The sequence below is a fragment of the Bradyrhizobium tunisiense genome (genome assembly GCF_042263385.1).
Taxonomy (GTDB): Bacteria; Pseudomonadota; Alphaproteobacteria; order Rhizobiales; family Xanthobacteraceae; genus Bradyrhizobium; species Bradyrhizobium tunisiense.
The window spans coordinates 168,064-194,691 of the sequence record NZ_JBHLEV010000008.1 but is presented as its reverse complement, the minus strand read 5'-3'; the positions used below and the strand labels follow the sequence as shown (position 1 = coordinate 194,691).

The 26,628-nt window shown below is 64.7% G+C and carries 27 protein-coding genes and 1 pseudogene; 8 read left to right on the top strand and 20 right to left on the bottom strand.

Annotated elements, in window-relative coordinates:
- Positions 1–31: 31 nt before the first annotated feature.
- The 3 genes from ACFDR6_RS28855 to ACFDR6_RS28845 form a co-directional block, all read right to left on the bottom strand.
- A complete protein-coding gene (locus ACFDR6_RS28855) occupies positions 32–421 on the bottom strand; it encodes a Zn-ribbon domain-containing OB-fold protein (protein WP_375860329.1) in 390 nt (129 codons plus the stop codon).
- Positions 421–1,578, bottom strand: coding sequence for a thiolase family protein (locus ACFDR6_RS28850; RefSeq protein ID WP_375860328.1), 1,158 nt, complete (start codon positions 1,576–1,578; stop codon positions 421–423). Before ACFDR6_RS28850 ends, ACFDR6_RS28855 begins: the two co-directional genes overlap by 1 nt.
- A 793-nt stretch (positions 1,579–2,371) precedes the next feature.
- Positions 2,372–5,863: an indolepyruvate ferredoxin oxidoreductase family protein gene (locus ACFDR6_RS28845; protein WP_375860327.1), complete on the bottom strand. Its 3,492-nt coding sequence runs from the start codon at positions 5,861–5,863 to the stop codon at positions 2,372–2,374.
- A gap of 283 nt (positions 5,864–6,146) precedes the next feature.
- On the opposite strand from ACFDR6_RS28845, the gene ACFDR6_RS28840 reads away from it, so the two are divergent.
- On the top strand, positions 6,147–7,367 hold the full coding sequence (locus tag ACFDR6_RS28840; protein ID WP_375860326.1) for a c-type cytochrome: 1,221 nt from the start codon (positions 6,147–6,149) through the stop codon (positions 7,365–7,367).
- A gap of 53 nt (positions 7,368–7,420) precedes the next feature.
- On the opposite strand, the gene ACFDR6_RS28835 is transcribed toward ACFDR6_RS28840, so the two are convergent.
- Positions 7,421–8,065: a trimeric intracellular cation channel family protein gene (locus tag ACFDR6_RS28835; protein WP_317243652.1), complete on the bottom strand. Its 645-nt coding sequence runs from the start codon at positions 8,063–8,065 to the stop codon at positions 7,421–7,423.
- A 180-nt stretch (positions 8,066–8,245) separates the two neighbouring features.
- Between ACFDR6_RS28835 and ACFDR6_RS28830 the strand changes: the two genes are divergently transcribed.
- Entirely contained in the window at positions 8,246–8,665 is a 420-nt protein-coding gene (locus ACFDR6_RS28830; RefSeq protein WP_212092171.1) for a hypothetical protein, read from the top strand.
- A gap of 55 nt (positions 8,666–8,720) precedes the next feature.
- Here ACFDR6_RS28830 and ACFDR6_RS28825 read toward each other — a convergent pair whose 3' ends face one another.
- Genes ACFDR6_RS28825 through ACFDR6_RS28815 form a run of 3 tightly spaced genes read right to left on the bottom strand, consistent with a single transcriptional unit; the run spans position 8,721 to position 10,269 of the window.
- A complete protein-coding gene (locus tag ACFDR6_RS28825) occupies positions 8,721–9,530 on the bottom strand; it encodes an isocitrate lyase/PEP mutase family protein (protein WP_212092172.1) in 810 nt (269 codons plus the stop codon).
- A gap of 51 nt (positions 9,531–9,581) precedes the next feature.
- Positions 9,582–9,932: an antibiotic biosynthesis monooxygenase family protein gene (locus tag ACFDR6_RS28820; protein ID WP_212092173.1), complete on the bottom strand. Its 351-nt coding sequence runs from the start codon at positions 9,930–9,932 to the stop codon at positions 9,582–9,584.
- A gap of 28 nt (positions 9,933–9,960) precedes the next feature.
- Positions 9,961–10,269: an NIPSNAP family protein gene (locus tag ACFDR6_RS28815; RefSeq protein WP_212092174.1), complete on the bottom strand. Its 309-nt coding sequence runs from the start codon at positions 10,267–10,269 to the stop codon at positions 9,961–9,963.
- Positions 10,270–10,417: 148 nt separating this feature from the next.
- Between ACFDR6_RS28815 and ACFDR6_RS28810 the strand changes: the two genes are divergently transcribed.
- Both ACFDR6_RS28810 and ACFDR6_RS28805 read left to right on the top strand, forming a co-directional pair.
- Positions 10,418–11,116 (top strand): ArsR family transcriptional regulator, encoded by a 699-nt coding sequence (locus ACFDR6_RS28810; RefSeq protein ID WP_317243648.1) that lies wholly within the window; start codon positions 10,418–10,420, stop codon positions 11,114–11,116.
- A 274-nt stretch (positions 11,117–11,390) separates the two neighbouring features.
- A complete protein-coding gene (locus ACFDR6_RS28805) occupies positions 11,391–11,639 on the top strand; it encodes a GCG_CRPN prefix-to-repeats domain-containing protein (protein ID WP_212092176.1) in 249 nt (82 codons plus the stop codon).
- A gap of 155 nt (positions 11,640–11,794) precedes the next feature.
- Here the strand turns inward: ACFDR6_RS28805 and ACFDR6_RS28800 are convergent, their stop codons facing one another.
- Complete coding sequence (locus tag ACFDR6_RS28800) at positions 11,795–12,073, bottom strand: twin-arginine translocation signal domain-containing protein (protein WP_317243647.1); 279 nt, start codon at positions 12,071–12,073, stop codon at positions 11,795–11,797.
- Between the two features lie 129 nt (positions 12,074–12,202).
- The gene (locus ACFDR6_RS28795) at positions 12,203–12,517 is read right to left on the bottom strand and encodes a hypothetical protein (RefSeq protein WP_317243646.1); all 315 of its coding nucleotides are present in this window, start codon (positions 12,515–12,517) and stop codon (positions 12,203–12,205) included.
- A 130-nt stretch (positions 12,518–12,647) separates the two neighbouring features.
- On the opposite strand from ACFDR6_RS28795, the gene ACFDR6_RS28790 reads away from it, so the two are divergent.
- Together ACFDR6_RS28790 and ACFDR6_RS28785 are read left to right on the top strand one after the other, a co-directional pair.
- Positions 12,648–13,301 carry a glutathione S-transferase family protein gene (locus tag ACFDR6_RS28790; protein ID WP_375860324.1) on the top strand — a complete coding sequence of 218 codons (654 nt, stop codon included), beginning with the start codon at positions 12,648–12,650 and terminating at the stop codon, positions 13,299–13,301.
- 70 nt (positions 13,302–13,371) lie between these two features.
- On the top strand, positions 13,372–13,524 hold the full coding sequence (locus tag ACFDR6_RS28785) for a hypothetical protein (RefSeq protein WP_375860323.1): 153 nt from the start codon (positions 13,372–13,374) through the stop codon (positions 13,522–13,524).
- Positions 13,525–13,545: 21 nt separating this feature from the next.
- Here the strand turns inward: ACFDR6_RS28785 and ACFDR6_RS28780 are convergent, their stop codons facing one another.
- Both ACFDR6_RS28780 and ACFDR6_RS28775 read right to left on the bottom strand, forming a co-directional pair.
- Positions 13,546–13,893 (bottom strand): hypothetical protein, encoded by a 348-nt coding sequence (locus tag ACFDR6_RS28780; protein WP_212092181.1) that lies wholly within the window; start codon positions 13,891–13,893, stop codon positions 13,546–13,548.
- Between the two features lie 624 nt (positions 13,894–14,517).
- Complete coding sequence (locus ACFDR6_RS28775) at positions 14,518–16,050, bottom strand: acyl-CoA carboxylase subunit beta (RefSeq protein WP_317243644.1); 1,533 nt, start codon at positions 16,048–16,050, stop codon at positions 14,518–14,520.
- Positions 16,051–16,188: 138 nt separating this feature from the next.
- Between ACFDR6_RS28775 and ACFDR6_RS28770 the strand changes: the two genes are divergently transcribed.
- Both ACFDR6_RS28770 and ACFDR6_RS28765 read left to right on the top strand, forming a co-directional pair.
- Positions 16,189–16,593: a DUF4260 domain-containing protein gene (locus ACFDR6_RS28770; RefSeq protein WP_028140985.1), complete on the top strand. Its 405-nt coding sequence runs from the start codon at positions 16,189–16,191 to the stop codon at positions 16,591–16,593.
- 129 nt (positions 16,594–16,722) lie between these two features.
- Positions 16,723–17,316 carry a hypothetical protein gene (locus tag ACFDR6_RS28765; RefSeq protein WP_375860322.1) on the top strand — a complete coding sequence of 198 codons (594 nt, stop codon included), beginning with the start codon at positions 16,723–16,725 and terminating at the stop codon, positions 17,314–17,316.
- Positions 17,317–17,602: 286 nt separating this feature from the next.
- On the opposite strand, the gene blaOXA is transcribed toward ACFDR6_RS28765, so the two are convergent.
- From blaOXA to ACFDR6_RS28720, 9 genes and pseudogenes are all read right to left on the bottom strand, one after another.
- Complete coding sequence (gene blaOXA / locus ACFDR6_RS28760) at positions 17,603–18,421, bottom strand: class D beta-lactamase (protein ID WP_375860321.1); 819 nt, start codon at positions 18,419–18,421, stop codon at positions 17,603–17,605.
- Positions 18,422–18,568: 147 nt separating this feature from the next.
- The gene (locus tag ACFDR6_RS28755) at positions 18,569–18,832 is read right to left on the bottom strand and encodes an EscU/YscU/HrcU family type III secretion system export apparatus switch protein (RefSeq protein WP_063195078.1); all 264 of its coding nucleotides are present in this window, start codon (positions 18,830–18,832) and stop codon (positions 18,569–18,571) included.
- Positions 18,829–20,439 (bottom strand): flagellar hook-length control protein FliK, encoded by a 1,611-nt coding sequence (gene fliK / locus ACFDR6_RS28750; RefSeq protein WP_375860320.1) that lies wholly within the window; start codon positions 20,437–20,439, stop codon positions 18,829–18,831. Before fliK ends, ACFDR6_RS28755 begins: the two co-directional genes overlap by 4 nt.
- Positions 20,440–20,665: 226 nt before the next feature.
- Positions 20,666–21,078 (bottom strand): annotated as a pseudogene (locus tag ACFDR6_RS28745) (DUF6841 family protein).
- Between the two features lie 102 nt (positions 21,079–21,180).
- Positions 21,181–21,966, bottom strand: a complete 786-nt coding sequence (locus ACFDR6_RS28740) for an ATP12 family chaperone protein (protein WP_375860319.1) — start codon at positions 21,964–21,966, stop codon at positions 21,181–21,183.
- Between the two features lie 73 nt (positions 21,967–22,039).
- Complete coding sequence (locus ACFDR6_RS28735; RefSeq protein ID WP_317243638.1) at positions 22,040–22,339, bottom strand: hypothetical protein; 300 nt, start codon at positions 22,337–22,339, stop codon at positions 22,040–22,042.
- Between the two features lie 40 nt (positions 22,340–22,379).
- Positions 22,380–23,594 carry an RluA family pseudouridine synthase gene (locus ACFDR6_RS28730; protein WP_375860318.1) on the bottom strand — a complete coding sequence of 405 codons (1,215 nt, stop codon included), beginning with the start codon at positions 23,592–23,594 and terminating at the stop codon, positions 22,380–22,382.
- Positions 23,595–23,646: 52 nt separating this feature from the next.
- Positions 23,647–24,984 (bottom strand): replication-associated recombination protein A, encoded by a 1,338-nt coding sequence (locus tag ACFDR6_RS28725; protein WP_212092191.1) that lies wholly within the window; start codon positions 24,982–24,984, stop codon positions 23,647–23,649.
- Complete coding sequence (locus ACFDR6_RS28720) at positions 24,981–26,387, bottom strand: DegQ family serine endoprotease (RefSeq protein WP_212092192.1); 1,407 nt, start codon at positions 26,385–26,387, stop codon at positions 24,981–24,983. Before ACFDR6_RS28720 ends, ACFDR6_RS28725 begins: the two co-directional genes overlap by 4 nt.
- Between the last annotated feature and the right edge of the window lie 241 nt (positions 26,388–26,628).

Genomic DNA, 26,628 nt, shown 5'->3' with positions numbered 1-26,628 from the left:
TTCTCCCGCAAGGGGAGAAGGAAGAAAACAGTCAAGCCGGTGTGAAGAACGGCAGCGGCGCGCCGTCAGTCGGCTTGAACACCACCTTCACCTTCTGGCCGATCTTCAGCTTCTCGAGATCGCAGTCGACGAAGTTGGTCTGCACCGACGGCCCCTCCTTCAGCGTGACATAACCGATGGCGTAGGGGCCGGTCGGCGATTTCCGCATCAGGCTCCAGGTGTAGATGGTGCCCTCGCCCGTTGCCTCCTCCCACACCGTCTTGTCGGAGTAACAGAACGGACAGATCGAGCGCGGGAAGTAATGCGCTTCGCCGCAGGCGGTGCAGCGCTTGATCATGAACTTGCCTTGCTTGGCCGCGTCCCAGAACGCCGCGGTCTCGGGGTTCGTCACCGGTGCCGGGTATTTCTTTGCTTCGTTCATCACACGCGCTCCAGAATGGCGGTCGAGGCGGCGTGGCGAACGCCCAGAAGGCCGCCGGTGCCGTGAGCGATCGCGAGATCGCAATTCTTGACCTGCACCTTCGGATGCGCCTCGCCGCGCAGCTGCCTGACAGCCTCGATGATCTTGGTCATGCCGCCGCGATTGACCGGATGGTTGCTGCAGAGGCCGCCGCCGTCGGTGTTGAACGGCAGCTTGCCGACGCCCGAGATCAGATTGCCGTCGGCAACGAACTTGCCGCCCTCCCCCTTCTTGCAGAAGCCGAGGTCCTCGAGCTGCATCAGCACCGTGATCGTGAAGCTGTCATAGATCGAGGCGTATTTGATGTCCTTCGGCGTGACGCCGGCTTCCTCGAACGCGCGCGGGCCGGACCAGATGCCGGCGGAGTATGTGAGATCGAGATCCTTGCCGCCGCGCGGGCCCTTCATGGCTTCGCCGTGGCCGATCAAGCGCACAAGCGGCTTCTTCAGGCTCTTGGCGATCTCCGGCGTCGTCACGATCAGCGCGCCGCCGCCGTCGGAGACGACGCAGCAATCCATGCGATGCAAGGGATCGGAGATCATCGGAGAGTTCAGCACGTCCTCGACGGTGACGACATCTTTCAGCATCGCATGCGGATTGTATTGCGCGTGATGCGAGGCCGCGACCTTGATCCAGGCGAGCTGCTCCGAGGTGGTGCCGTAGTCGTGCATATGGCGCATGGCACACATGCCGTAGGCATTGTGCGTGGTCGCGCCGTAAGCGGATTCGAAATCGGCCTCGGCGCCGGCTGCGCGCGGTGGCATCACCCCGGTGCGCGGCTTGCCGGCGAGCGTGATCAGCGCGATCGAGCATTTGCCCGCGGCGATCGCCTCGGCGGCGTGGCCGAGATGGATGATGTAGGAACAACCGCCGGTCTCGGTGGAATCGACGTGGCGGAGCTTCTTGGTGTTCAGGCCGAGATAATCGACCATCGGCCAGGCGCCGCCGGGCGCGTCGCCCGCGCAGAAATAGCCGTCGACATCGTCCTTGGAGAGCCCGGCATCCTCGATCGCGCCCTTGGCGACCTCGGCATGGAGCTGCGCTGTGGATTTGTCCGGCGCATGCCGGGTCGGGTGTTCAAATATCCCGGCAATGTAGGCCTTGCCCTTGATGGTCAAAACAGAGGTCTCCGCTCGCGTTTCTTATTGCCCCGTTTTTCTGAACCGCGGTGGGCAGATTGGCAAGCGCGGAAATATTCCGTCGGGCGAGAGGATGGCGGGTTGGCGCAAGTGGCGAGCTCTCGTGTCCCGGACACGCTGCAACGCTTCAGCAGACACACGCCCGCATCCTCGCGGCGCGTCTCGCCCGAGCTTTGCGTCCGTCTTGCTCCCCTCTGAAAACAGAGGGCGCAGGGAAGACCGGGTGCCGGCTGGGCACCCACGGTCCGCTGTGCGCGAATGCGCGAAGAACAGATGCACAGCGGCATACAGGTGCGGCCAAGCAACCGGCCTTCCCTGCGCAGTGGTTTTACGGCTTATGTCGTGATCTCCCCGGGGAGCGTTGCACTATTGCCCCCGTCGCCTTGCGGATGAACGCAAGACTTGACGTACAGACCCCGGACGTCAGGACCACACGATTTTGCCGTACGCGCGACCGCGCCTGTCGTGTGCACGATTGCTCGTGCGACGCAGCCCGCGTCCACCGCCACTCACCCCGCGTTTCGTGACGATCGCGATACGCCCCTCTGAGAGGGATGAGGTGGTAAACAATTACGACAATCCCGAATTTCGGTAAAGTGGAATATTTTTGCGCGTCCGGATTGACCCACGGCATGTGTGTTTTGCCCGACGGGCAACGCAAGGGATGGTGTCGTAGAGTGGGCAAAGCGAAGCGTGCCCACGTCTTTTGCGCAATTTGGACGAGATCGTGGGCACGGCGCAAGTGCGCCTTTGCCCACCCTACGGGACCTTCTTACTCCGCTGCGATCTGCCTTGGCGCGGGCGGCGGATTGGCGAGATCGGCCGCAAGCTGCGCATAGCGGGCCTTGGCGTCGTTCACGGCCTTCTCCTTGACCGGGCCGTAGCCTCGGATGCGGTCGGGCAGCGAGAGCAGCTCGACTGCGGTGTCGATCGTGACGGGCGACAACAGGCCGAGCACGGTTGAGACGTCCTTCTCGTAGCCGGCGATCAGATCGCGCTCGAGCTTGCGGTCGGCGCTGCGGCCGAAGATGTCGAACGGGGTGCCGCGCAGGACTTTGAATTTTGCGAGCACGCGGAACACGTTCAGCATCCATGGGCCGAAGGCGCGCTTCTTCGGGCGACCGAGCGCGTCGACGCCGCTCGCCAAAATCGGCGGCGCGAGATTGAAGTTGAACTTGAAGTCGCCCTCGAACTGATCGCGGAGCTGCTGCTCGAAAGCGCCGTCGGTGTAGAGGCGTGCGACTTCGTATTCATCCTTGTAGGCAAGCAGCTTGGCGTAGTTCACCGCGACCGCACGCGGCAGAGCCTCGCCATAGCCGCCCTGCTTGGCAGCATCGCGAACCTGATCGACCAACTTGCGATAGCGCCGTGCCAGCCGGCCGTTTTGATAGGCGATCAGGTGCTTGACGCGATGCTCGATCACTTCGTCGAGCGTCATTGCGTCCAGCGTCTTCGGCGGAACCACCTCGTCGGTTCCCTTCAGCATGTCGGCGAGGCGCTGGGGATCTGCTACCGCGAGGCGGCCGAGGCGGAACGCCTCCTTGTTCATCTTGATCGAGACACCGTTGATCTCGATCGCCTGCTCGATCGATTCAGCCGACAGCGGGAATAGCCCCTTCTGGTAGGCGTAACCCATCATCATCATGTTGGTGGCGATGGCATCGCCGAGCAGCTGCTCGGCCGGCTTGGTGAAATCGAAGAAGACGGAGTCCTTGTGCAGCGCCGTCTCGAGCAATCCGTTCAGCTTGCGGGTCTGGAAGTTGAAATCGCGGTTGAGGACGAAGTCGGCGGTCGGGATGACGTGGCTGTTGATGATGCCGTGGGTGCGGTTGCTATCGCAGAGCGAGATCGTGTCCTTGGCAACCGCGACCACCTCGTCCGCGGCGAGCACCAGATCGGCCGTGCCGGTGACGATGCGCGAGCAGGTCACCTCCGCCGGATGGTCCGACAGGCGAACGTGGCTGAGCACCGCGCCACCTTTTTGCGCGAGGCCCGACATGTCGAGGATCATCGAGGCCTTGCCTTCGATATGGGCTGCCATGCCGAGCAGCGCGCCAATGGTGAGCACGCCGGTGCCGCCGACTCCGCCGACCGCGATGTTGTAGGGCTTGTCCAGCGTCGGGCGCGAAGCCGGCTCGGGCAGCTCGCCGATCTCACTGAGCTCAGCCGGCGCGCGGTGGCGGGGCTTGCCGCCGTCCACGGTGACGAAGGACGGGCAGAAACCCTTGAGGCAGGAATAATCCTTGTTGCAGGAGGATTGATTGATGGCGCGCTTGCGGCCGAATTCGGTCTCCAGCGGCTCGACCGAGATGCAGTTCGACTGCACGGAGCAGTCGCCGCAGCCTTCGCAGACCGCCGGGTTGATCATGACGCGGCGCGCCGGATCCTCCATCAGGCCGCGCTTGCGGCGGCGGCGCTTTTCCGCGGCGCAGGTCTGCACGAAGACGATCGCCGAGGTGCCCTTATGCTCCCGGCACATCTTCATGACGTTCTGCAGCTCGTCGCGATGATACAGCTTCACGCCGGGCGCGATGCTGTCCGCCGGATAGGCGTCGGGCGCCTCCGAGACCAGATAAATCTCGCGAATGCCTTCGGCGTGGAGCTGGAAGGTGATCTGCTGCGGCGAGAGATCGCCGTCATGGCGCTGGCCGCCGGTCATGGCCACCGCGTCGTTGTAGAGGATCTTGTAGGTGATGTTGGTCTTGGAGGCGACTGCTTGCCGGATCGCCAGAAGCCCGGAGTGGAAATAGGTGCCGTCGCCGAGGTTCGCAAAAATATGGTTCTCGTTGGTGAAGGGCGCGATGCCGACCCATGGCACGCCCTCGCCGCCCATATGCGTAAAGGTCTCGGTCGAGCGGTCCATCCACAGCGCCATGAAGTGACAACCGATGCCGGCCAGCGCGCGGCTGCCTTCGGGGACCTTCGTGGAGGTGTTGTGGGGACAGCCGGAGCAGAAATACGGTGTTCGGGACACGGGGGCGACCGCCTGCATCTGGGTCGCCTGACGGCCGTTGAACCAGTCGGCCTTGACGCGGAGCATCTCCGCGATTTCGGGGTTCAGATTGAGCCTCAGAAGTCGCTCGGTGAGCGAGGTCGCCAGCGAGGCGACGCTGAGCTCGGCGGCGAAGGTCAGGAAGCGCTTGTCGTGCTCGTCCATCTTGCCGACGATGCGCGGGCGGACGTCGTCGCGCCAGTTGAACAGCACCTGCTTGACCTGGTTCTCGACGATCTCGCGCCGTTCCTCGACGATGAAGATCTCTTCGAGCCCGACGGCGAATTCATGCACGCCTTCCGGCTCCAGCGGCCAGGGCATGCCGATTTTGTAGAGACGGAGGCCGATCTTGGCGGCGACCTCCTCGGTGATCCCGAGCTCGCGCAGCGCCTGCCGCACGTCCTCGTAGCTCTTGCCTGATGCCATGATGCCGAAACGGGCGTTCGGCGAATCCATGGTGACCCGGTTGACCTTGTTGGCGCGCGCAAAGGCAATGGCGGCAAAGCCCTTGTAGTCCTGCAGGCGGCGGTCCTGCTCGAAGCGGTCGTCGGGCCAGCGCAGGTTAAGGCCGCCGGGCGGCAGCTCGAAATCGGCGGGGATGATGAAGGGCTTCATCTCGTCGGTGAGGTCGATCTCGGCGGTGGTCTCCACCGTCTCCGTGATCACCTTCATGCCGACCCAGCAGCCGGAATAGCGCGACATCGCGATGCCCAAGAGGCCCATCTCGATCATCTCGTGGATGCTCGAGGGATAGAGATACGGCATCAGCGCCGACATGAAGGCATGGTCGGATTGATGCGGGACGGTGGAGGATTTCGCGCCGTGGTCGTCGCCGGCAAGGCAGAGCACGCCACCGTTCTTGGCGGAGCCCGCGGCGTTGCCGTGGCGGAACACGTCGCCGCAGCGGTCGACGCCGGGGCCCTTGCCGTACCAGATGCCGACCACACCGTCGTATTTGGCACCGGGCGAGAGGTTGAGCTGCTGCGAGCCCCAGACGGCGGTGGCCGCCAGATCCTCGTTCACGCCGGGTTGGAACTTGATGTTGTACTGTTCGAGATGCTTGCGCGCCGCGAAGAGCTGCTGGTCGTAGCCGCCGAGCGGCGAGCCGCGATAGCCTGAGATGAAGCCCGCGGTGTTGAGGCCGCTGGCGCGGTCGCGCCGGATCTGGGCCATGGGCAGCCGGACCAGGGCCTGGATGCCCGTGGTGAAGACGTGTCCGGTTTCCTGGGTGTATTTTTGATCGAGACTGATCGGACCCTGGTTGATGCCCATGCTGTCCTCTTTCCAACGCCCTGTTCAGGTCTTGCCGCTTAAGCCGTTGCCTGCCCGTCTTTTTTAGCTAGGGCGCGCCGACCACCTGCGCCACTCTATGTCGGATATTTAACGCTCCGCATCACAATTCTGGACCAAAGGCGGCGCCGGGTAAAAATCGCAATTTCGTGGCCTGAAATACGCCGGGCGTTTTCAATTTGTGTCACCATCCCCCCACCGTGGCGAAATGAATGGATGCGCCGCTATGGTGCGATGACGGGGATTGGTCGCGGGAGAGGCTTCGATGCGGACGATTCTGGCTGTGATCGCGTTGTGCAGTGCGGTTGCGAATGCGGCCCTCGCCGCCGCGCCATCACCGGAGCAGATCGCCTACGGCAAGACGCTGGTCGAGGCCGGCGGCTGCGCAGGTTGCCACACCGCCGATCCCGCAAAACCGTTCGCGGGCGGCAAGCGCATCGATACGCCCTTCGGCGCGATCTATGCGCCGAACCTGACCCCGGACCGCGACACCGGGATCGGCGCCTGGACGGACGCCGACTTCGTGCGCGCGGTGCGCACCGGCATCGCGCCCGACGGCTCGAACTATTACCCGGCCTTTCCCTACCCCTACTTCACGAAGATGACCAAGGACGACACGCTGGCGATCCGCGCCTATCTCGGCACGCTCGCGCCTGTCGTCAGCCGCAACAAGCCGCCGGAGCTGCGCTGGCCGTTCGGCTATCGCGGACTGATGCGGATCTGGAACGCGATGTATTTCAAGCCCGGCCTTTTCGAGCCAGACCAGGGCAAGAGCGCGGCCTGGAACAGGGGCGGCTATCTCGTCACGGGGCTAGGTCATTGCGGCGCCTGCCACACGCCCAAGACCTATTTCGGCGCGGACAAGAGCGCGCAAGCACTCTCGGGCAACGAGGTGAGCGGCTGGTTCGCACCAAGGCTCGACGGCGCCGCCCGCACCGGGCTGAAGTCGTGGAGCGAGGCTGACATCACGGAGTATCTGCAGAGCGGACGCAACGCTCGGAGCCATGCCGGCGGGCCGATGGCGGAGGTGGTCGTCAACTCGACCTCGAAGATGAGCGATGCCGATGTGCGCGCGATCGCGGTCTACTTGAAGAGCTTGCCGCCGGCACGGCGCGAAACGATCGTGACGCCGCCTGGCGACGCCGAGATGAAGGCCGGCCAGGCCGTCTACGCAAAACTCTGCATCGCCTGCCATGAAGCCGACGGCTCAGGTGCCCCGCGCATCTATCCGCCACTACCGGGCAACGCGCTGCTGCAATCCAACAATCCCTCCTCCACCTTGCGCATCATCCTCGACGGCGCCCACACCGTGACCACTCCGCGCGCGCCCAACACTGGCGAGATGCCGGGCTATGCCAAGCAACTGTCCGATGGTGAGATCGCGGCGGTGACGAACTACATCCGCAATTCCTGGGGCAATGCCGGCCTGCTGGTGACGCCGTCGCAAGTGGCGAAGGCGAGGAAGGAAGGGGCCAATGGGGAGTAGCGAGTAGCGAATGACCGGATCTGTTCGCCATTCGCCAATCGCGCGCGACAGCGTCACCGCTCCTCATCCCCCGTGAACACGAATTTCGGCATCTCCCATCTGTAGCGCACAGCGAGCAGGCGGAAGCTGAGACCGAGCACGAAGGTCAGGATCGTCCAGAGCTCGGCATTGAGATTGAGGCCGAACGCCGTCGCGTAGAACAATCCGGTGACCACCGAGACGCTGGCGTAGAGCTCGGCGCGGAACAACAACGGCACGTCGTTGCAGAGCACGTCGCGCAAGACGCCGCCGGCGCAGCCCGTCACCATGCCGGCGACGATCACGATCGGCAGCGAGGCATCCATCTGCCAGCCGACATTGCAGCCGATCATGGTGAAGACGACGAGGCCGATGGCATCGAGCACGATGAAGGCCAGGTGCAGCCGATGCACCAGCCGCGCGATCAGGATGGTCAGCAGCGCCGCGCCACCCGGAAGCGCGAGATAGATCGGGTTGGCCACCCACACCAGCGGATAGTGACCGAGAAACAAATCGCGCAGCGTGCCGCCGCCCAGCGCCGTGACGCAGGCGAGAAGACAAACGCCGACATAATCCATGCTGCGCCGGCCGGCGGCCAGCGCCGCGGTCATGCCCTCCGCCGTGATGGCGACGTATCCCAGAAGATGCAACACGCTATCCGTCGGCGGCAGGCTCCACATAGCTTAAACCCCCTGGGCTAGTTCCCTTCGTCTCGGCCATGGAACTCGCATTCGGTTCCCTGCCCCCACAGGTTCCCGATTCCCGGCATGAGGGCAACATGCGACGAAAGCATAGGGAGCGCGGAACAGAATCTCGCATCCACGGGTTGTCCAGGCGTCTTAACCGAGGAGATCCAATCGATGGCTGACGACCGTTTTCCCAACGATCCGTACCGCCCGAACCTCGCCGACGATGAGTATCTTCGCACGGCGCGCCGGGATGCCGACCTTCAGGCCGACCCCGAGCTTGGCGAAGGCCCCGCCTCCAGCGGCAAGGTTGCGTTGTTCGCCGTTGCGATCGCACTGGTGCTGGGTGCCGTGTTCTACGGCCTGAACAATACCAGCACGACCAATGAGGCCAGCAACGCACCGGCCTCGCAGACGGCACAGACGCAGCCCGCCAATCCGGCCGCGCCTTCCGGCATGCGCGACGTGACGCCGCGCACCAACACCGGCCCAGGCGTGACCACGGGCGCTGCGCCGAGCAGGCCGGCTGCCCCGGATACGCCTGCTGCAAAGCCGGCGCCGGATACGCCGGCGCCGTCTGAAGGCGCGAAGTAAGAGTTCGCAATGAGACGTGAGAGCGGCGGGACATTGTCCCGCCGCTCTTCGTTTGCTAGCTGAACATCTTGTTGAGCTCGCCGCCGGAATAGCCGCTGCCGAGCTCGGTGAACGTGCCCTTCTCCGCCATCTCTTTTGCCGCACGCATGAAGCCGCCCCAGGCGGCGCGCGCAAGCGAGCCACCGACGCTGATCCGGCGTACGCCGAGATCGGCGGCTTCCTGCAGCGACAGGCCGGACGCACCGATCAGCAGGTTGAACGGTTTCGGCGCGACAGCCTTCACCACAGCACTGATGTCCTCGCGGGTCTTCAGGCCCGGTGCATAAAGGCAATCCGCCCCCGCGTCCGCGTATGCGGTGAGCCGGTCGATGACCAGCTTGAGATCAGTCACACCCCACAAATAGGCTTCGCAGCGGGCGACCAGCAGCGTGCCGCTGTCGCCGATCGCCTTGCGCGAGGCCTTGATGCGCTCGACCGCGAGCGTGCGCTCGTAAATCGGCCTGTCCTTGTCGCCGGTGGAATCCTCGATCGACAGACCGGCAACGCCGGTGCGCACGCCGCGCTCGACATTGTCCGCGACCCTGTCCGGCTCGACCGCGAAGCCGCCCTCGAAATCGGCGTTGACAGGAATATCGACGGCCGAGCTCAATGCTGCCAGATGCTGACAGACGTCCTCGACGGTGACGTGGTTGTCGGCCTTGCCGATGGTCCAGGCAAAGCCCGCGCTCGACGAGGCGAGTGCCTTGAACCCGAGATGCTGCAACGCCTTGGCGCTGCCGACGTCGACCGGATTGGGCAGGATGAAGCACCCGCTCTCGTGCATCTTCCTGAAGGTCGCGCGTTTGTCAGCAGTTGTCACGTGCATGTTTCTCTCCCCTATTTGCCGCGAAGACATAGGCGCGCATTCACGCCAGCGCTAGTGCGCGTCGTGCACCGCCCGGCTGTCCTTCGGCGCCTGCTCGCGATCGTTCATGCTGTAATCCCTGATCACGCTGGCGATGCGCAGATGATAATCGGCAAAGATCTTTGCGCGGCCCTTGGCCTGGGTGCGGCGGTGCTCCATCGTGTTGCGCCATGCCTGCACCGCCGCCTCGTCGCGCCAGAATGACACCGAAAGGATCTTGCCCTTCTCGGTCAGGCTCTCGAAACGCTCGACCGAGATGAAGCCGTCGATGGTTTGCAGCAGCGGCTTCAGGTCGGCCGCGAGGTCGAAATAATCCTGGCGGTGTTCGGGCTTGGGCCAGACCTCGAAAATCACGGCGATCATGGGCATCTCCTGCAAACGGCGTGTTGGCCTACAATACCACTTTGCGCAGGAAGGTGCGCTCTTCCGCGAAGATGAATTTCTCGGCCTCCGCAAAGTTGAAGTTGGCCGTGCCGTCGAGATCGGCGCGCAGCCGTTTGCGATAGGATTCGTACGCCGCCAGGCTGTCGAAGGAAATCAGCCCAAAGGCGATGTTGTTGGTGCCCTCATGCGGCATGAAATAGCCGATCAGGTCACCACCGCATTTCGGGATGATGGTGAGCCAGCGCTTGGAATATTCCTCGAACTGCGCGCGCTTGAAGGGATCGAGCTGGTAGCGAATGAAAACGGTGACGGACATGATGGGCTCCTGAATTTTGGTTGCGAGAAGCGCGAGCAGCACCGTCGCCGCTGAAGCATCTGGACTGCTTGGCGTCGCTCGCAATGACGTGTTCGTGCCAACACGCTACGCGCTTGCCCGACCACCATGCTTCGGCTACCATCGAAGCATGAAAGCTGGACCCGACATCGCCATGGTCGCTGCACTGGTCGGCGACCCCGCCCGCGCCAACATGCTCACCGCGCTGATGAACGGACGCGCGCTGACCGCGAGCGAGCTGGCGCAGGAGGCCGGCATCACGCCGCAGACTGCGAGCTCGCATCTGTCCAAGCTCGAGGCCGGCGGACTGGTCGAGCCGGAGAAGCAGGGCCGCCACCGCTACTATCGCCTCACCGACGACGACGTCGCCGGCGTGCTCGAAGGTCTGGCGGGACTTGCGGCGCGGACCGGCCACATGCGGGTGCGCACCGGGCCAAAGGATCCGGCATTGCGGCGCGCGCGGATCTGCTACGATCATCTCGCCGGCGATCTCGGTGTGCAGATGCTCGATTCCCTGCGCGAGCGGAATCTGATCCGGCAGAAGAAGCAGGACATCGAGCTGACGGCCGAGGGCGAGCGCTTCCTCGCCAAACATCTGCAGATCTCGTCCGACATGCTGACCCACCCGCGCCGCCCGGTGTGCAAGGCCTGCCTCGACTGGAGCGAGCGGCGGCATCACCTCGCCGGCACGCTCGGGGCAGCCATGATGCGGCGCTTCGCCGAACTGAAATGGGCGGCGCGCGACGCGACGCCCGGCAGCCGCGTCGTGAACTTCACCCGTACCGGCGAGAAGCAGTTTGCCGCGCTGTTCGGCGACGGAAAGAACTGAAGGCGCGCGTCAACTGCTCCCGTCGGCTTCCTGAAGGCGCCGGAGCAACACAGCGAGCTGATGCCGCATTTTCCCGGCCGCCTTCGCCAGTTTCTGTCGTCCAAAGCCGCATGCGGGAAACGTTCATGCCGCATTCAGGTCATGACTGGCAGGTTTGGATCGCACCGTGTCGATGTGTTGCAAGATTTGACATATCGAATCGTGTCTCTTGATTCATTGTGCGCCACAAGCGCCAAACCCAAAGACTTCCCCTAAGGACGAGAAGGAAGATCAAATGAAATACCTGTTAGCCGCCGCCATGCTCGCCAGCTCGGTGGTCGGTTTCAGCGAGGCGGCCAGTGCCGCCGAGGGCTGCGGCCGAGGGTACTATCGCGGTCCCTATGGAAACTGCCGCCCGATGCGTGGCGCGGTCGTGGTGCGCCCTGCCCCCGTGATTGTCGCCCCGCCGGTCGTCGTCGTGCCCCGCGCGCGCACGTGCCCCTATGGCTTGCACTGGTACGCCGGCCGCTGCCGCCCGTACTGATCTCTTCCGTTCGCGAAAGGGCCGCGCGGCGAAAGCCTGCGCGGCCATTTTTTTGCCTGCCGCCGGCGATTCGTATGCCCAACCGGAGCGCTTCCAGAATCGAAACGGGGACCGCCCAGCGGCGATCCCCGTCCGATTCGCTGTTTACTGCGCGCTCACCAGTGATGGTGGCGGTGCCGGCGCCGACGATGCCGGCGCCAATGACGATGGCCCCAGCCACGATGGCGGCCACGCCAGTGAACCTGTTCGGGCGTCAGCCTGGCGGCTTCTTCGCTGGTGGTGACCGCGGGATGAGCGTCGGAATTTCCCTGCGGCGTGCGAGCGGGGTCACTGAGCGGCGGCGGCGACAGCGGCGCGGCCTGCGCGGTCGCGGCGAAGACGGCGGCGCCCGCCGTCAGCCCCAATGCGAGTTTCAAAAAGTTTCGACGCTCCATGACATGTCCTCTAGGCTACCAACCAAGTGATGCAGAGGAATTGTCGGGCTCACGACATGAACCAAGGCTGAATCAACCAAGGCTGAATCGTGGGTTCAGATTCGTTGCGACGCGGACATTCGGCGTGCCCTACTGCGAAAACTCCTGCGCGAGCACCAGCGTCTCGCGCGAGCGCTTCACGTCGGGCCAGTCGCGGTCGAAATCGGCGACGAGTTTTTGCAACGCGTCTCCCTTCAGCATCGCCGCGAGCTTGGCCTCGTCATCGAACTGATACGTCGCCTGGTGCAGCGAGGGATCATCGAGGCTCCAGAACCGCCACGCCTTGCTCACGCCAAAGGCCTTCACCGCGTCGGGCAGATGTTCGGTCTCGTACCATCTGTCGAAGGCTGCGCGTTTGCTGGCGTCGGAGACAATGGCACGGACGACGAAGAAGGCTGCAGGCATCGGATTTCCTCCTGTTATGTCCGACGAGACTAACCGGTTAAACCACCGGCGACAAAAAAAGTCGGCACCCCTGTCGGGATGGGCGCCCTTTGCTCGTCCTTTGTGTCGAACCAGGACACGGAGACTGCAAATGGCCGACCTCACCCTGACCACCTTCGATTGGGTTCCCGAAGCGCCGCGCGGCTTCGTGCGCGACCTTCGCGTGCGCTGGGCCCTCGAAGAAGCCGCCTTGCCCTATCGGGTCGCCGGCGTGCCGTTCGAGGATCGCGGGCCTGCGCATTTCGCGCACCAGCCCTTTGGCCAGGTGCCGTGGCTGACCGATGGCGACCTCTCGATCTTCGAGAGCGGCGCGATTCTGCTGCATCTCGGCAGGCTCAGCGAGAAGCTGATGCCTGCCGACCCGCGCGGTCGTAGCGAGGCGACGGAATGGGTGTTCGCAGCGCTCAATTCGGTCGAGATGGCCGCCCTGCCCTGGGCCATGTCGAAGTTCATGGGACATCCGACCGACACGCAGGCGTGGAAGTTCGTGGACGACTTCCTCAAGCTTCGCCTGAAGCATCTCGAGCCGGTGCTGGCCAGCCGCGAATGGCTGGCGGGCTCGTTTTCCGTCGCCGACATCCTGATGTCGGATGTGCTGCGCGTCGTCGATGGTTTCGGAGGCTTGGCGGATAGCCCCGCCTGCCGCGCCTACGCCGCACGCGCCACCGGCCGCCCGGCCTTTCTCAAGGCCCACGCCGACCAGATGGCGCATTTCGCCGCGGGGGATAAGGCACGCGAAACGTGATGCGTCTCACATAATCAATCAAGCGCCTGGCCTACTGTCGCCAACAAGGAAGCAGTTCGAAAGGTGACCCATGGTCCGCATCGAATATCTCAAGCAACAGATCGCCCGTGCCGAGCGGCTGGCCAAAGCCATCCTCGACCGGCAGACCGCCGATCGGCTGCAAGCCTTCGCCGCCGAATGCCGCACGGAGCTCTCGGAGCTGACGCTCAAGTCCGCCGCGTGAGACGCGCCGGCGCTCGGTGCGTCAAACCAGCTTTAGCGGCGCGTCCGCGACGACTCGCAGGTCGATGCTGCCGATCAGCGCCGCACGGCGCGCCTCCGCAGCGCTGATGGCTTCGTCCGTCTGCCGCAGCGTCGAGACATTCGAGCCGAGCGAGACGATGCCGCCCAGCACCAGTGCAATCGATCCGAGGGCTGCCGTCTGACCGAAGCCGAACAGACCGAGGATCGTCACCAACAGCAGCACCGCTCCGCCCCCAATCGCGATCTTCGACGCCAGGATGTATTTGCGGCAGCGCTCGGCGATCTCGGCGAGCCGCTCGATGCGATCTTCGATGTCGGAGATTTCGTCGGTGGGATCGTCTTCGGTCATTGGAACTTGTGAGCGAGCGGATCGGGGGACAAGCGAAACGTCGGTTATAGAGGGCGCCACCGCCTAGGACACCGGCACGACGCACGCAGGGATGGGCCCAATCGACATCGCGGGCTCGCGCGAAGAATCAGCAGTGTTGACCGGTACATCGGAATCGTTTGCGGGACCGGGCAAGACCCTGACGCGAACAGCCACTCGGTCTCGCCTTCGATCGGTGACCGCTTCGTAGCGGAGACTATCCCGCCCGCTGTACCCAGGTCGTGCCAGGTAAAACAGGCTTATGCCGCGAATCCAGCGCCCGATACAGGCTCGATCGCTTCCGGTGTCGCCTGCCACCGCGAAATCCTCAATGCGATAGCAGACGATCCCATGTTCTGGCGACTTCACAAGCAAGAGCCGGGGAAGCTCGACTGGCGCGCACGTACTGTCGGCGTCGGCGTAGCCTTCGATAACAGTCTCTTCCGACGTCCGGGCGGTGACGGTCATCTCGCTGTCTTGCGCGAAACACGAGACGTCCATCGCCAGGACTGCGGACAACACGCCCAATATCAGGTCACACGGTCCAACGGCGCGCCGCGATAATCTTGATCGTCGACGCCAAATTGCCACCGGCGTGCCCTCCCCTCACAACGGCAAATTGTCGTGCTTCTTCGCTGGCGTTTCCACCTTCTTGTCCTTCAGCATCGCCAGCGCCCGCGCGATCCGTTTCCGCGTCGAGTGCGGCATGATGACGTCGTCGATATAGCCGCGCTCGGCCGCGATGAAGGGGGACAGGAAGCGGTCTTCGTATTCCTTGGTGCGGGCGGCGATCTTGTCGGGGTCGCCGATGTCGCTGCGGAAGATGATCTCGACCGCGCCCTTGGCGCCCATCACCGCGATCTGGGCGGTCGGCCAGGCATAGTTCATGTCGGCGCCGATTTCCTTGGACGCCATGACGTCGAAGGCGCCGCCATAGGCCTTGCGGGTGATGACGGTGACGAGCGGCACGGTGCATTGCGAATAGGCGAACAGCAGCTTCGCGCCGTGCTTGATCAGACCGCCATATTCCTGCGCAGTGCCGGGCAGGAAGCCCGGCACGTCGACGAAGGTGACGATCGGGATGTTGAAGGCGTCGCAGAAGCGGACGAAGCGCGCCGCCTTGCGCGATGCGTCGCTGTCGAGCACGCCGGCCAGCACCATGGGCTGGTTGGCGACGAAGCCGACGGTGCGGCCCGCGATGCGGCCGAAGCCGGTGACGATGTTCTTGGCGAACATGTCCGCAATCTCGAAGAAGTCGCCCTCGTCCACGACCTTCAGGATCAGCTCCTTCATGTCGTAGGGCTTGTTCGGATTGTCGGGGATCAGCGTGTCCAGGGACATGTCGACGCGGCCGATATCGTCGAAGCTCGGCCATTCCGGCACGCCGTCGGTGTTGTTGGAGGGCAGAAAGTCGATCAGCCGACGCATCTGGAGCAGCGTCTCGACGTCGTTTTCGAAGGCGCCGTCCGCGATCGAGGAGCGCGTGGCGTGCACCGAGGCGCCGCCCAACTCTTCCGCGGTCACGACCTCATTGGTCACGGTCTTCACGACGTCCGGGCCGGTGACGAACATGTAGCTGGTGTTCTTCACCATGAAGATGAAGTCGGTCATCGCAGGCGAATAGACGTCGCCGCCGGCGCAGGGCCCCATGATGACGGAAATCTGCGGGATCACGCCCGAGGCCAGCACGTTGCGGCGAAACACGTAGGAGTAGCCGGCGAGCGCGGCGACGCCTTCCTGGATGCGGGCGCCGCCCGCGTCATAGAGGCCGATGATGGGCGCCCTCGCCTTCATCGCCATGTCCTGGAGTTTCGTGATCTTCAGCGCGTGCGTTTCCGAGAGAGACCCTCCGAACACGGTGAAATCCTTGGCAAAGACAAACGTCTTGCGGCCGTTGACCGTGCCCCACCCCGTGACGACGCCGTCGCCGGGGATCTTGTTCTTCTCCATGCCGAACTCGGTGGAGCGGTGCTCGACGAACATGTCGAATTCCTCGAACGATCCCTTGTCGAGCAGCAGCTCGATCCGCTCGCGCGCCGTCAGCTTGCCGCGGGCGTGCTGCGCCTCGATGCGCTTCTCCCCGCCGCCGAGCTTTGCGCCGGCACGACGATCTTCAAGGGCGTCCAGGATGTGTTTCATTTGCTCCCGCCAGTTCTTAAGTGATGCGGGGTTCTAACACGGCATTTTGCGACCCGGAAAGCGCCTTTCCGCGTCGCAGGGCTGCCCTGTCCGGGCTTAAAGCGTGAGAGATTACAAGGTTTTGCCCGGGAGGCGAGCATGGACGAGAGAATGGCCGAGACAGGGGCTGCAACGGGCGGCGTCAACATCCTGCTGCGGCTGGAGGGCCTCACCCTGTTCATCGGGATGGTGATGCTCTACTGGGCCTGGGACGGCTCCTGGCTGGTCTTTGCCCTGCTCTTCTTCGTCCCGGATCTCAGCTTCCTGGCATACCTGTCCGACGCCAAATTCGGCGCGCTGGTCTACAACGCTGCCCACAGCTACATGGCGCCGGTATCGCTGCTGACGCTCGGCTTCGGCCTCGGCTCGCCGCTCACCTTGTCCATCGCCTTGATCTGGCTCGCCCATATCGGCATCGACCGGGCCCTCGGCTATGGCCTGAAATATTCTGCGGGGTTTGGCTTTACCCATCTGGGCCGGATCGGACGGCAAAAGGACGCCTGACGCCGGCGCCAGCCAGTTGACCGGGCCGGCCGATTCAGGCTTGCTCCGAGCTTACGATCAGGCGCCGAATGTTGCGTGAGCCCGGTTCGGTACGGCGGCGGTCACCACAGCCTGGCTCAAGCGTCACACATGTCCGCGACGGTCGTCCCCCTGCCGCCGAACTCATCGTCAGAAACCGTCGACTTCCTGCGGCGCATGGCCAGCATGGTGTCGGGGCGGAATGGCGAAACGCTGCTGCGTGCCGCAAGCCTGATCGAGTCGCTGACGCATCGGGCGATGTCAGCCGAGCGGCTCTATCACCAGCAGCAGGTCGAGAGCACGCGCAACGCCGAACTGCGCGAGGCCGCCGAACTCGCCACCGATGCCATGGTCGGCCAGATCGAGGCGCTGCGGACGCAGCTTTCCGAGGTCACCGCAGCGGCCGCAGCCGAGCGCGCCGCCTTCGATGCCGAGCGCGGCAAGCTGATCGGCCTGATGCAGAATGCCGAGAGCCATATCGGCAAGCTCACGAGCGAGCTGGATAGCGTGCGCGCCTCCGTCGACAGCTTCAACGAGACGGCGGTCTCCGTGCCCATCGAGGCGCTGCGGCTGGCACGGACACAGTTCGATTATCTCTCCACCGGCTTTGCCAGACGCGGCGACGTGATCTCGCAGGCGATGAGCGAGATCGGCGGCTTTGCCATCGACCAGGCGCTGGCGGCGAAGAAGACCGACACCGCCTGAGGCGGTCGCCGTCTGCGTCAAATTGACAGCGCGCGACTCCGTTGTCCGAAGACGGCCGCTGAAGCGCGCAAGGCGGTGGAGGAATTTTTGCAGGTGTTGTTCGAGCTGGGGTGAGTGCCCGCTCCAAATGCAATGTCGTAGGGTAGGCAAAGCGTAGCGTGCCCACGGATTGTAGCCCATTAGAGGGAGATGGTGGGCACGGCGCCTTGCGCCTTTGCCCACCCTACGGCTGGGTTGCTTCGTTGCGCTCGCAATGACATTGGAGTGAGGCGTCGGCGTGGTCGCGCTAGATCGCGCCGATCTCGGCGAGGCAGGCCTGCGTCAGCGACATGCGCTCACTGATGTGGCGCGGCTCCTTGCAGTCCATGTTGAGCGCGAACACCGTGTGCGCTTCGCCCTTCTCGGCCCAGCCGACCATCCAGCCGAGCGACGGTTCACCGCGCTCCGCACCCAGCAGGCCCGACTTGGCGCGGATGACGCTGTCGCCCACCTTGGTCACCGGCAGGATGTCAGCGACGAGGTCCTGGCTGCGCTTGCTGACCGGCAGTGCGCGGCGGCGCAGCCGATCGACGAAATCGATCTGCTCGACCGGATCGATGCGCAACGCCCCGGTGAGCCAGAACTGGTCGATGCCGCCGCCGATGTCGCGGTTGCCGTAGTCGAACTCGTCGACGTATTTTTGCATGCGCTCCTGGCCGATGCGGCGCGCGATCTCCTGATAGACCGGCACCGCGCTCACGGCGATCGCGCTGCGCAGCGTGTGATCCTTGTTCCAGGCCTCGATCGGCCGCTTCACGCCGTCCCAGGCAAACACGTCCTTGTCGGGATCGGTGACGACGCCGGTCTCCAGCGCGATCAGCGAGTTCGGGATCTTGAAGGTCGAGGCCGGCAGCTTCCCCTCGCCCGAACGCTCCTTGTCGGAGGCGACGACCAGATAGTCCTCGACCTTGTAGCCGACGAAGGTGCCCGATGTGCCGAGGTCGGTGAAGCGCTTTGCCAGGCTGTTGCGGATCTCGTTGCGCGGCGGCGCGACGTGGGCGAGCGCGCGCTGCGGCATGGTGGCGGCTGCGGCGAGCAGGCCGAGGGTGGAACGGCGGGTGAGCAAGAGCGATGTCCGTTGAACGATGAAGGTGACGGCTACAATGCCGCCGATATCTGGTCAAACGATGACGGATTGCTTCTTGAGCATGATCTGTCCGGAAAACCGCTGCACACTTTGCGCTGACGCGGCCCTTCGGGTCCGGATCATGCTCTACCGCCCTCGGCCCGACAGCCGCAGCACGAACACAAGCACCTCGGCGACCGCCTTGTAGAGATCCGGCGGGATCTCCTCGCCGAGCTCCACCTTGGACAGTGCGCCGGCCAAGACCTCGTTCTCCTCGATCGGAATGTCGTGGGCCTTGGCGATCTCGACGATCTTTTCGCCGATCGTGCCCTTGCCCTTGGCGACGACGACCGGCGCGCCAGAGCCTTTCTCGTAGTGCAGCGCAATCGCGAGCTTGGATGGGTCGCTCATGTGGCGCGATCCAGAAAATGGCCGGCGCGGGCCGGTGCCGGTTGCGGCGGCGTGCCGTCGCGCACGATGATGTCGCCGGGCTTGAGCTCGGCCCTCATCAGGGCCTGGTTGAGCTCACCGATGCCGGCGCGGAGCTGCTGCGCGGTCACGGGCCGCTCCGCCCACATCCGCACGAACGTCTTGTCGCCGCTCAGTGTGATCAGCGCATGCACCGGGCCGGCCGGCTCGACGTTGAGCGAAAAGCGCGCGCGCCAGGCTTGCTTGGCGGCATCGGCGGATTCGTTGCCTCCGTCGCGCGAGATCTCGAATTGCGCCATCGCGGTGCCTTGCGGCGTTGAAAAGGGTATCTCGAAATTCCACTGCGGCACGGCCGGGTCGATGCGGTGGCCGGACGCGTCAGTGCGATCGGGGAGCGAAGCGACCTGGAGCAGGGTCTGCCGCGCGATCGCGGCATCGGTGTCGTCGAGCAGGCGATGTACCGTGGCCGCCAGCGGCGTATCCGGCGCGAGCGACGGCGAGGCGATGGCCTGCGACGCCGGCAATGCTCCGCGAAACGGCGGCGGTGTGGTCGCGTGAGCGGCCGCCTCGAAGACGTGGCCATCAGGCACGGCCTTGTTGGACCCTGGCACGTTGCCGAGCATGCGCGGCAGGTTTTGTGTCATCTCCTGCAAGAGGCTGGCGGCAAGGCCTGCGGACATGATCCGCGGCATCGCGGCCTGCGCAGCGCCGTCGGCGGTATCAGCCAGGACGGCGGCCGCGGGCGTGGCGCTGCGCGGCATTTGCTGCGGTTGAGCGATCTCGGCCTCGGGCGACGGCACCGCGGCCAGTACTGCCCCGCCGGTTGCCTGAGCCGGCGCGGCTGTCCCCGTCGCGTTGGACGCAGGCGCTGCAGCTTGCGCCCTTGGCGCGGAGGACTCGAGCGTGGCCAGCGTCTGGCGCAGCACGAGCAACGCCGCTTTCAGATCCGGCCCTGCGCCGGACGACGGCGTCGCGCCCGCGGCCAGCGAGGCCTCGAGGAACAGGCCGGATTTCTGGAACGCGGACTCGACATCGGCGCCATCGAGCCCGGGATTGAGCGGCGTCTGCTGCGCCAGCACGTTCAGCACGGCCTGCTTGAGCCCCGCCGGCAAATTGCTGCCGGTAACGACGGATGCCAGATTGGCAAACAGCGGCGCCTGGCTGCCCTGCTTCGCCGCGGCCTCGGCCGAAGCCAATGTGACTGCAATCCGTTCGGTCGGCGTCAGCGCATTGCGCGCTGCGCTTGCCGACGGCGCCAGCGGCGGGCTGTCCACCAGTGAGGCCGCGCGGGCCGTCAACGTGACCTGGTCGGGAGTGGTCTCGCCGGCCCCGCCCATGACCGCGAGCCGGACGGTCCCGTCGTTCTTCGACACCGCGAGCTGGAGGTTCTGCCCGGGCGTGAGCGCCACCTCCGACATCACGTCCATCGACAGGTTTGCGATCGCGATCCGCACCAGATTGTCGGCGAGCACGCTGACGACCTTGGCGTTCACGACGCTGCCGGGCTGCAATGCGAGATCGGGCGTCGTCGCATCAGCCACGGAGCTGGCGGCACTGACCGGAAGGATCGAGCTGATCGGCGTCGGCATCTCAGGGGCCCGGGGAATGCTGGCCCACCCTAACGCCCCCTCGTAAACCTCTCGTTAAGTCTACGGCTCTGATTTCGTTAATGCCGTTGCGCCGGATGGGGGACAAATCTGCGGTCATTCCCGACCTGCGCAGGCAAACTGGGCGATGTCTCAATGGGAGTTCCGCCTGGGCGCCAAGCCGACTTGAGGGACCGCAACCCTCGACGAGGTGTGTGGGCAGCCGCCTTCAGATGATGCCGTGCTTCCTCAACAGCGCTCGCTCATCGCCGGATACCCATTCAGATCCTGAATGAAGTAGTGGACGTCAAAATCTATCGCTACGTCCGGTTGATCCTTGCAGGCGTAGGTTGCCGTCCAGGCGACATGGGCCATGCAATGATGCTCGTCTATCGGTGAGAGGCGTACATTGCGTATCCGCATTTCCTTCGTCCCGATCGCCCGATAGCGTTCGTAACCGTGCGCCATAACCTTCTTGAGTTGATCGTCGTTCTTTCCAGCCGTCACCCCGGCAGGCGATGCGGCGATGAAGTCGGAAGCATAAAGCGATGCGACCTCATCTGGATCGACGTTGCCCTCGAGCGATCTATTGAAGAACGTCTCGTATCGCTCAAAGAACTTCCTTACACCGTCTTCCGTCATTTTCTTTCCAAGTCCCAAACGCCGCGATCGATGCAAGAGGCCGCCAGCTGACGATCAGTTCCCGCAGAAAAACCGGACATCCGGATCGTCTCGTTAAGAACCTCAGGCCGCAGGCGGCTTTACCGCCGCCAAAACCGCCACGGCGGCCTCGAAATCCCTGAAGCGGGCCGCGCGCCGGTGAGCGGCCTCCTCGTCCACGCCCCATTGGTCGATATTCCAGTCCTCATCGACATGGGCGGCGGCCCAGACCTGGTCGGTGTCGCGCGCGCCGTGCGCCAGGGCCAACGCCAGCAACGCCGAGCCGGTCAGGGTCGTCACCACATGGAGTGCGGCGACCGACCAGGCATCCCCGGGCAGCGCGGCGCGCGCGGCCCTGACCGCTTCGTCCGGCTGTTTCACATGCATGACACCCTCGGACAGGATGAAATGCGCGCCCAAAGTCTCCGCGGCCCAGAACAGCACCGGATCCCAATGTGCGGCCTCGCGGGCCACCAGCCCCTCGGGATGGCCGGCGCGATAGAACAGCAGATCGGACTCGAAGTATCTTGCGAGATCGTCGCTGACGAGCTCGACGCGGTCGACGACGCTCTCCACGACGCTGTTCGCGATCCGCGTCAGTGGCATGGTCACGGGATCGATCGTCTCCCCTTGGGCCGCCCATTCGGAGGCCACCGCATCGGCCAGTGCGCGCGAGGGGATCACCACCTGACGGCCGGAGGGTGTGCGGATCGGCTTGCCGTCGAGCGCGATGGCGAAGCCGCCTTCGGCCTCGGTGACGCCGGCCGTCTTGTAGAAGCGCTTGCGCAGCGGCGTGCGCGCGGATGCGCGCGCCGATGCCCGGGGATCCGGCGCGGGCTGCCCCGCAGCTTCTTCGAACAATTCGCGCATGTCGGTTCTTCGGTCCCTGTCCTCAACAAATTACCGCCGCCGTCCCGGCGAAGGCCAGGCGACGATGACTGCATTAGTTCGCGCAACTGCGCGCATATGTGCCGCGATCGGCCGGCCCAAGCCCCGCAGCTGCAGCGTCGTCGAGGCACTTCGTGACGCGATCGCTGAATGAATTGCGCGGGAGTGGCCCGTAATTGTAGCGCAGCGGCGCATCGAATTGCGGAACTTTCGGCACCTCGATCTTCGGCGGCGGTGGCGGCGCAGGCTGCGAAGGAGCAAGCCTAGAGGCGCCCGGAGACACATATTGCGCCTGGACAGCTCGCCCCATGAACAGAGCAACAAACAGCACCACACCGATCGAAAGCCGCGTCATGGCGGATATGTCGTGCGCCCAATGTCCTCATTCAACCCGGCTATTCCTCCGGAGCGTTTTCGATCGGATCAAATCTGGTTGCGTCGAGACCGAGCAGGTTCCACGATTGCTGCATGTGCGGCGGCAGCGGCGCGGTCGCGTCGATCACGCCGCCGCGCGGATGCGGGATGACGATGCGGCGCGCCAACAGATGCAATCGGTTTTGCAGGCCGCCCGGCAGCTGCCAGTTTTCGATGTTGAAATATTTGGGATCGCCGACGATGGGGTGGCCGATATGGGCCATGTGGGCGCGCAGCTGGTGGGTGCGGCCCGTCACCGGCTTCAGCGAGACCCAGGTCAGCTTGTTGCCGGCGGTCTCGACCACGGCGTAGTACGTCACCGCGTGGCTAGCGCCCTCGTCACCGTGTTGGGCGATGCGCATGATGGTATCGTCCTCGCTCTCCTCCTTGGCAAGAAAGGTCGAGATGCGGCCCTGCTTGGGCTTCGGCAGCCCCGGCACCAGCGCCCAATAGACCTTGCGCGCCGACCGCGAGCGGAACGCGCCGGTCAGATGCGAGGCGGCAAAGCGCGTCTTCGCAACCAGCAAGCAACCCGACGTCTCCCTGTCGATGCGGTGCACGAGGCGCGGCTTCTGGCCCTTGGAGTCGCGCATCACCTCCAGCATCTGGTCGATGTGCCGCGTCATGCCCGAGCCGCCCTGCACGGCAAGGCCGGCGGGCTTGTTCAGGACGAGGACGTCGTCGTCCTCCCAGATGGTCATTTCCTTCAGCGCCCTGAGCGTCTTCTGCGCAGCCTCCGACAGTTCGCCGACGACCTTCGGCGTGTCGAGCTTGAGCGGTGGAATGCGGACGCTCTGGCCCTCCTCCAGGCGGTCCTTGCTGTCGACACGCTTGCCGTCGACGCGCAGCTCGCCTTTGCGCACGACGCGCTGGATGTGGGAGAACGACAGGCCGGGAAACCGCGCTTCGAGAAAGCGATCGACGCGCATATTGTTCTCGTCGGCCGTCACGATGACGGTCTGCACCTTGGTCGGCAGCAATGCCTCGACGGGCTTTGCCGGCTCAGGTCTTTCCTGGACAACTTTCGGCGGACGCCGCTCCGCGCGCTCGCCCGCAAAGCGCGGCGGCTTTCCACCGGGCTTGCCGCCCGGACGCAGGCCGGCTGTCTTTGCGCTGCGCGCCTGATGAGGGCGTGCTTCCTTGCGCTCGTCGCGCGAACGGGGCTTGGGATCGGTTCTTTTGATACGGCGGCTCATGGCTGCCTGCGTACCCTAAAAGCCGGCTGCCGTCACGGCGAAATGGCCGTTTCTAGCCTGTCCCGCCCCTCTCTTTCCGCAACTTCGCCCAGTAATCCAGCCGCTTCCTGATCTCGCGCTCGAAGCCGCGCTCGGGCGGGTCGTAGAAGGTCTGGCGGCCCAGGGCTTCCGGGAAGTAATCCTGGCCGGAGAAGGCATCCGGCATATCGTGGTCGTATTCGTATGATGCGCCGTAGCCTTCCGACTTCATCAGCTTGGTCGGGGAGTTGAGGATGTGCTTGGGCGGCAGCAGCGAGCCGGCCTGTTTTGCGACCTGCATCGCCGTGCCGAAGGCGGTGTAGACCGCGTTCGATTTCGGCGCGGTGGCGAGATAGACCACCGCCTGCGCGATCGCGAGCTCACCTTCGGGATGGCCGAGGAAGTCGAAGGCGTCCTTGGCTGCGTTGGCGATGACGAGCGCCTGCGGATCGGCGAGGCCGATGTCCTCCACCGCCATGCGCACGACGCGGCGGGCCAGGAACAACGGGTCCTCGCCGGCATCCAGCATGCGCGCGAGGTAATACAGCGCAGCATCGGGATCGGAGCCGCGCACCGACTTATGCAGCGCCGAGATCAGGTTGTAATGGCCGTCGGCCGACTTGTCGTAGATCGGAGCGCGGCGCTGCAGGATGTCCTGCAATTGCGCGGCATTGAAAATCTCGTCCGCCCGCGCCGAGCGCCAGACCTCTTCGGCGAGCGTGAGTGAAGCACGGCCATCGCCGTCGGCCATGCGCACCAGCACCGCGCGCGCCTCTTCATCGAGCGGCAGCTTCCTGCCCTCGACCGCCTCGGCATGCGCGAACAGCTTTTCGATGGCGGCAGCGTCGAGTGAGCGAAACACCAGGACGCGCGCGCGAGAGAGCAACGCCGCGTTGAGTTCGAAGGACGGGTTCTCGGTGGTGGCGCCGACCATGACCACCGTGCCGTCTTCCATCACGGGCAGAAACGAATCCTGCTGCGCGCGATTGAAGCGATGCACCTCGTCGACAAACAGCAGCGTGCCCTTGCCCATCTCGCGACGGGCACGCGCGGCGTCGAAAGCCTTCTTCAGGTCGGCGACGCCGGAGAACACCGCGGAGATCTGCTCGAAATGCAGATCGGTCGCATCCGCCAGCAGCCGCGCCACCGTGGTTTTGCCGGTGCCAGGCGGTCCCCAGAACACCAGCGATCCCAGCGTGCGCGTCTCCAGCATGCGCGTCAGGGCGCCGTCGGGACCGAGGATATGGTCCTGCCCGACGACCTCCGACAACACCCGCGGGCGTAAGCGGTCCGGCAGCGGATGCGGCGCGTCGTGGTCGAGCCCCGCCGCAGCGAAGAGAGTTGGCGTCTGCTGTGGTCGCTTCGGACTCATCCGCCCAGCGTGACGTTGATCTGCTGGCCGCCGCGCACCAGCGTGATGCGCCAGATCCTCGCGCGCTCGCCCGCCGCCTTTTCCAGGTCGACGGTCTTGCTGATCTTCTGGTTGTTGACGGCGAGGATGATGTCGCCCTTCTGGAAGCCGACATTCGCGGCCGCACTGTCGCCGCCGAGATCGGTGATCACGACTCCCTCGGTATCGGCGTCAAGATGCAACTCGTCGGCAACCGCCGGGGTGATGGTCGAGACCTTCGCGCCCTGGAACGGCGAGCGGGCGGTGACGACGAGTTCGTTGCGTCCCGTATCGGGTGCGGTCTCGAGCGCCACCGTCAGCTTGACGGGCTTGCCACCACGCTGCACATCGATCTGCGCGCTACCGCCAAGCGGACGGGTGGCGAAGCGATAGTCGAAGGCGTTGGGATCATCGACGATCTGGCCGTCGATTCCGGTGATGAGGTCGGAGGATTTCAGGCCGGCCTTCGCGGCGGGGCCATTCGAGACCACGCTCGCCACCAGCGCGCCGGTCGGCGACCGCAAGCCCAGGCTCTCGGCAATCTCCGGCGTCACCACCTGCAACTTTGCTCCGAGCCACGGCCGCTTCACCGCCTTGCCGCCGCTCTTGGCGGAGCTGACGACGACACGCACCATGTTGGCGGGGATCGCAAAGCCGATTCCTTGCGAGCCGCCGGAGCGCGAATAGATCGCGGTGTTGATGCCGGCGAGCTTGCCGCTCATGTCGACCAGCGCGCCGCCGGAATTGCCGGGATTGATCGCAGCGTCAGTCTGGATGAAGAACTGGTAGTCCGTGATCCCGACCTGCGTGCGCGCGAGCGCCGAGATGATGCCATGAGTCACGGTCTGGCCGACGCCGAAGGGATTGCCGATCGCAAGCACGACGTCGCCGACCAGCAATTCGTCGGAATTGGTGAAATCGAGGGTCGGAAATTTCTCCTTGCTGTCCTTCAGCCGCAGCACGGCGAGATCGGTGCGGGAATCCTTCAAGAGGATCTCGGCCTCGAACTCGCGCTTGTCGGACAGCGATACCTTCACCTGGTCCGCACCCTCGATGACATGAACGTTGGTGACGACGAGGCCGGAGGCATCAACGATGACGCCGGAGCCAAGCGAGCGCTGCATCTGCTCGGGCTGCTGGCCGGGCACGCCGAAGAAGCGGCGGAAGACGGGGTCATCAAGCAGCGGATTGCGGTTCTGCACCACCTTGGCGGCATAGACGTTGACGACGGCCGGCTGCACCCGCTGCACGATCGGCGCATAGGATAGCCGCAGCTCGGCCGGCGAGGACGGAACACGGCGATCCTGCGCCGGAGCCGGATTGAAGTGGGCGGAAAAGCCTATGCACAAGGCCGTGACGGCGGCGGTCCAGCTCGTTCGAAACATTCCTACCTCTTGGAAAAGACGCCGGAATATAGGCGCGTTCGCCCCCCAATAGAAGGGCGCCGGGCGGCAATTCGGGCCCCTTTTCCGGTGTGTCCGGGACGCAAGCCGAGCGTGCGAATCGGCAATTTGCATCATGGCTCGATTGGCATGATGCGCATCATCCCGCATTGTGATGTCGAGCGGATTCGGTTGCGGCGAATTTGCATCAGTCGGAACCCACACAAGCGCGTCGCAGCGTCGC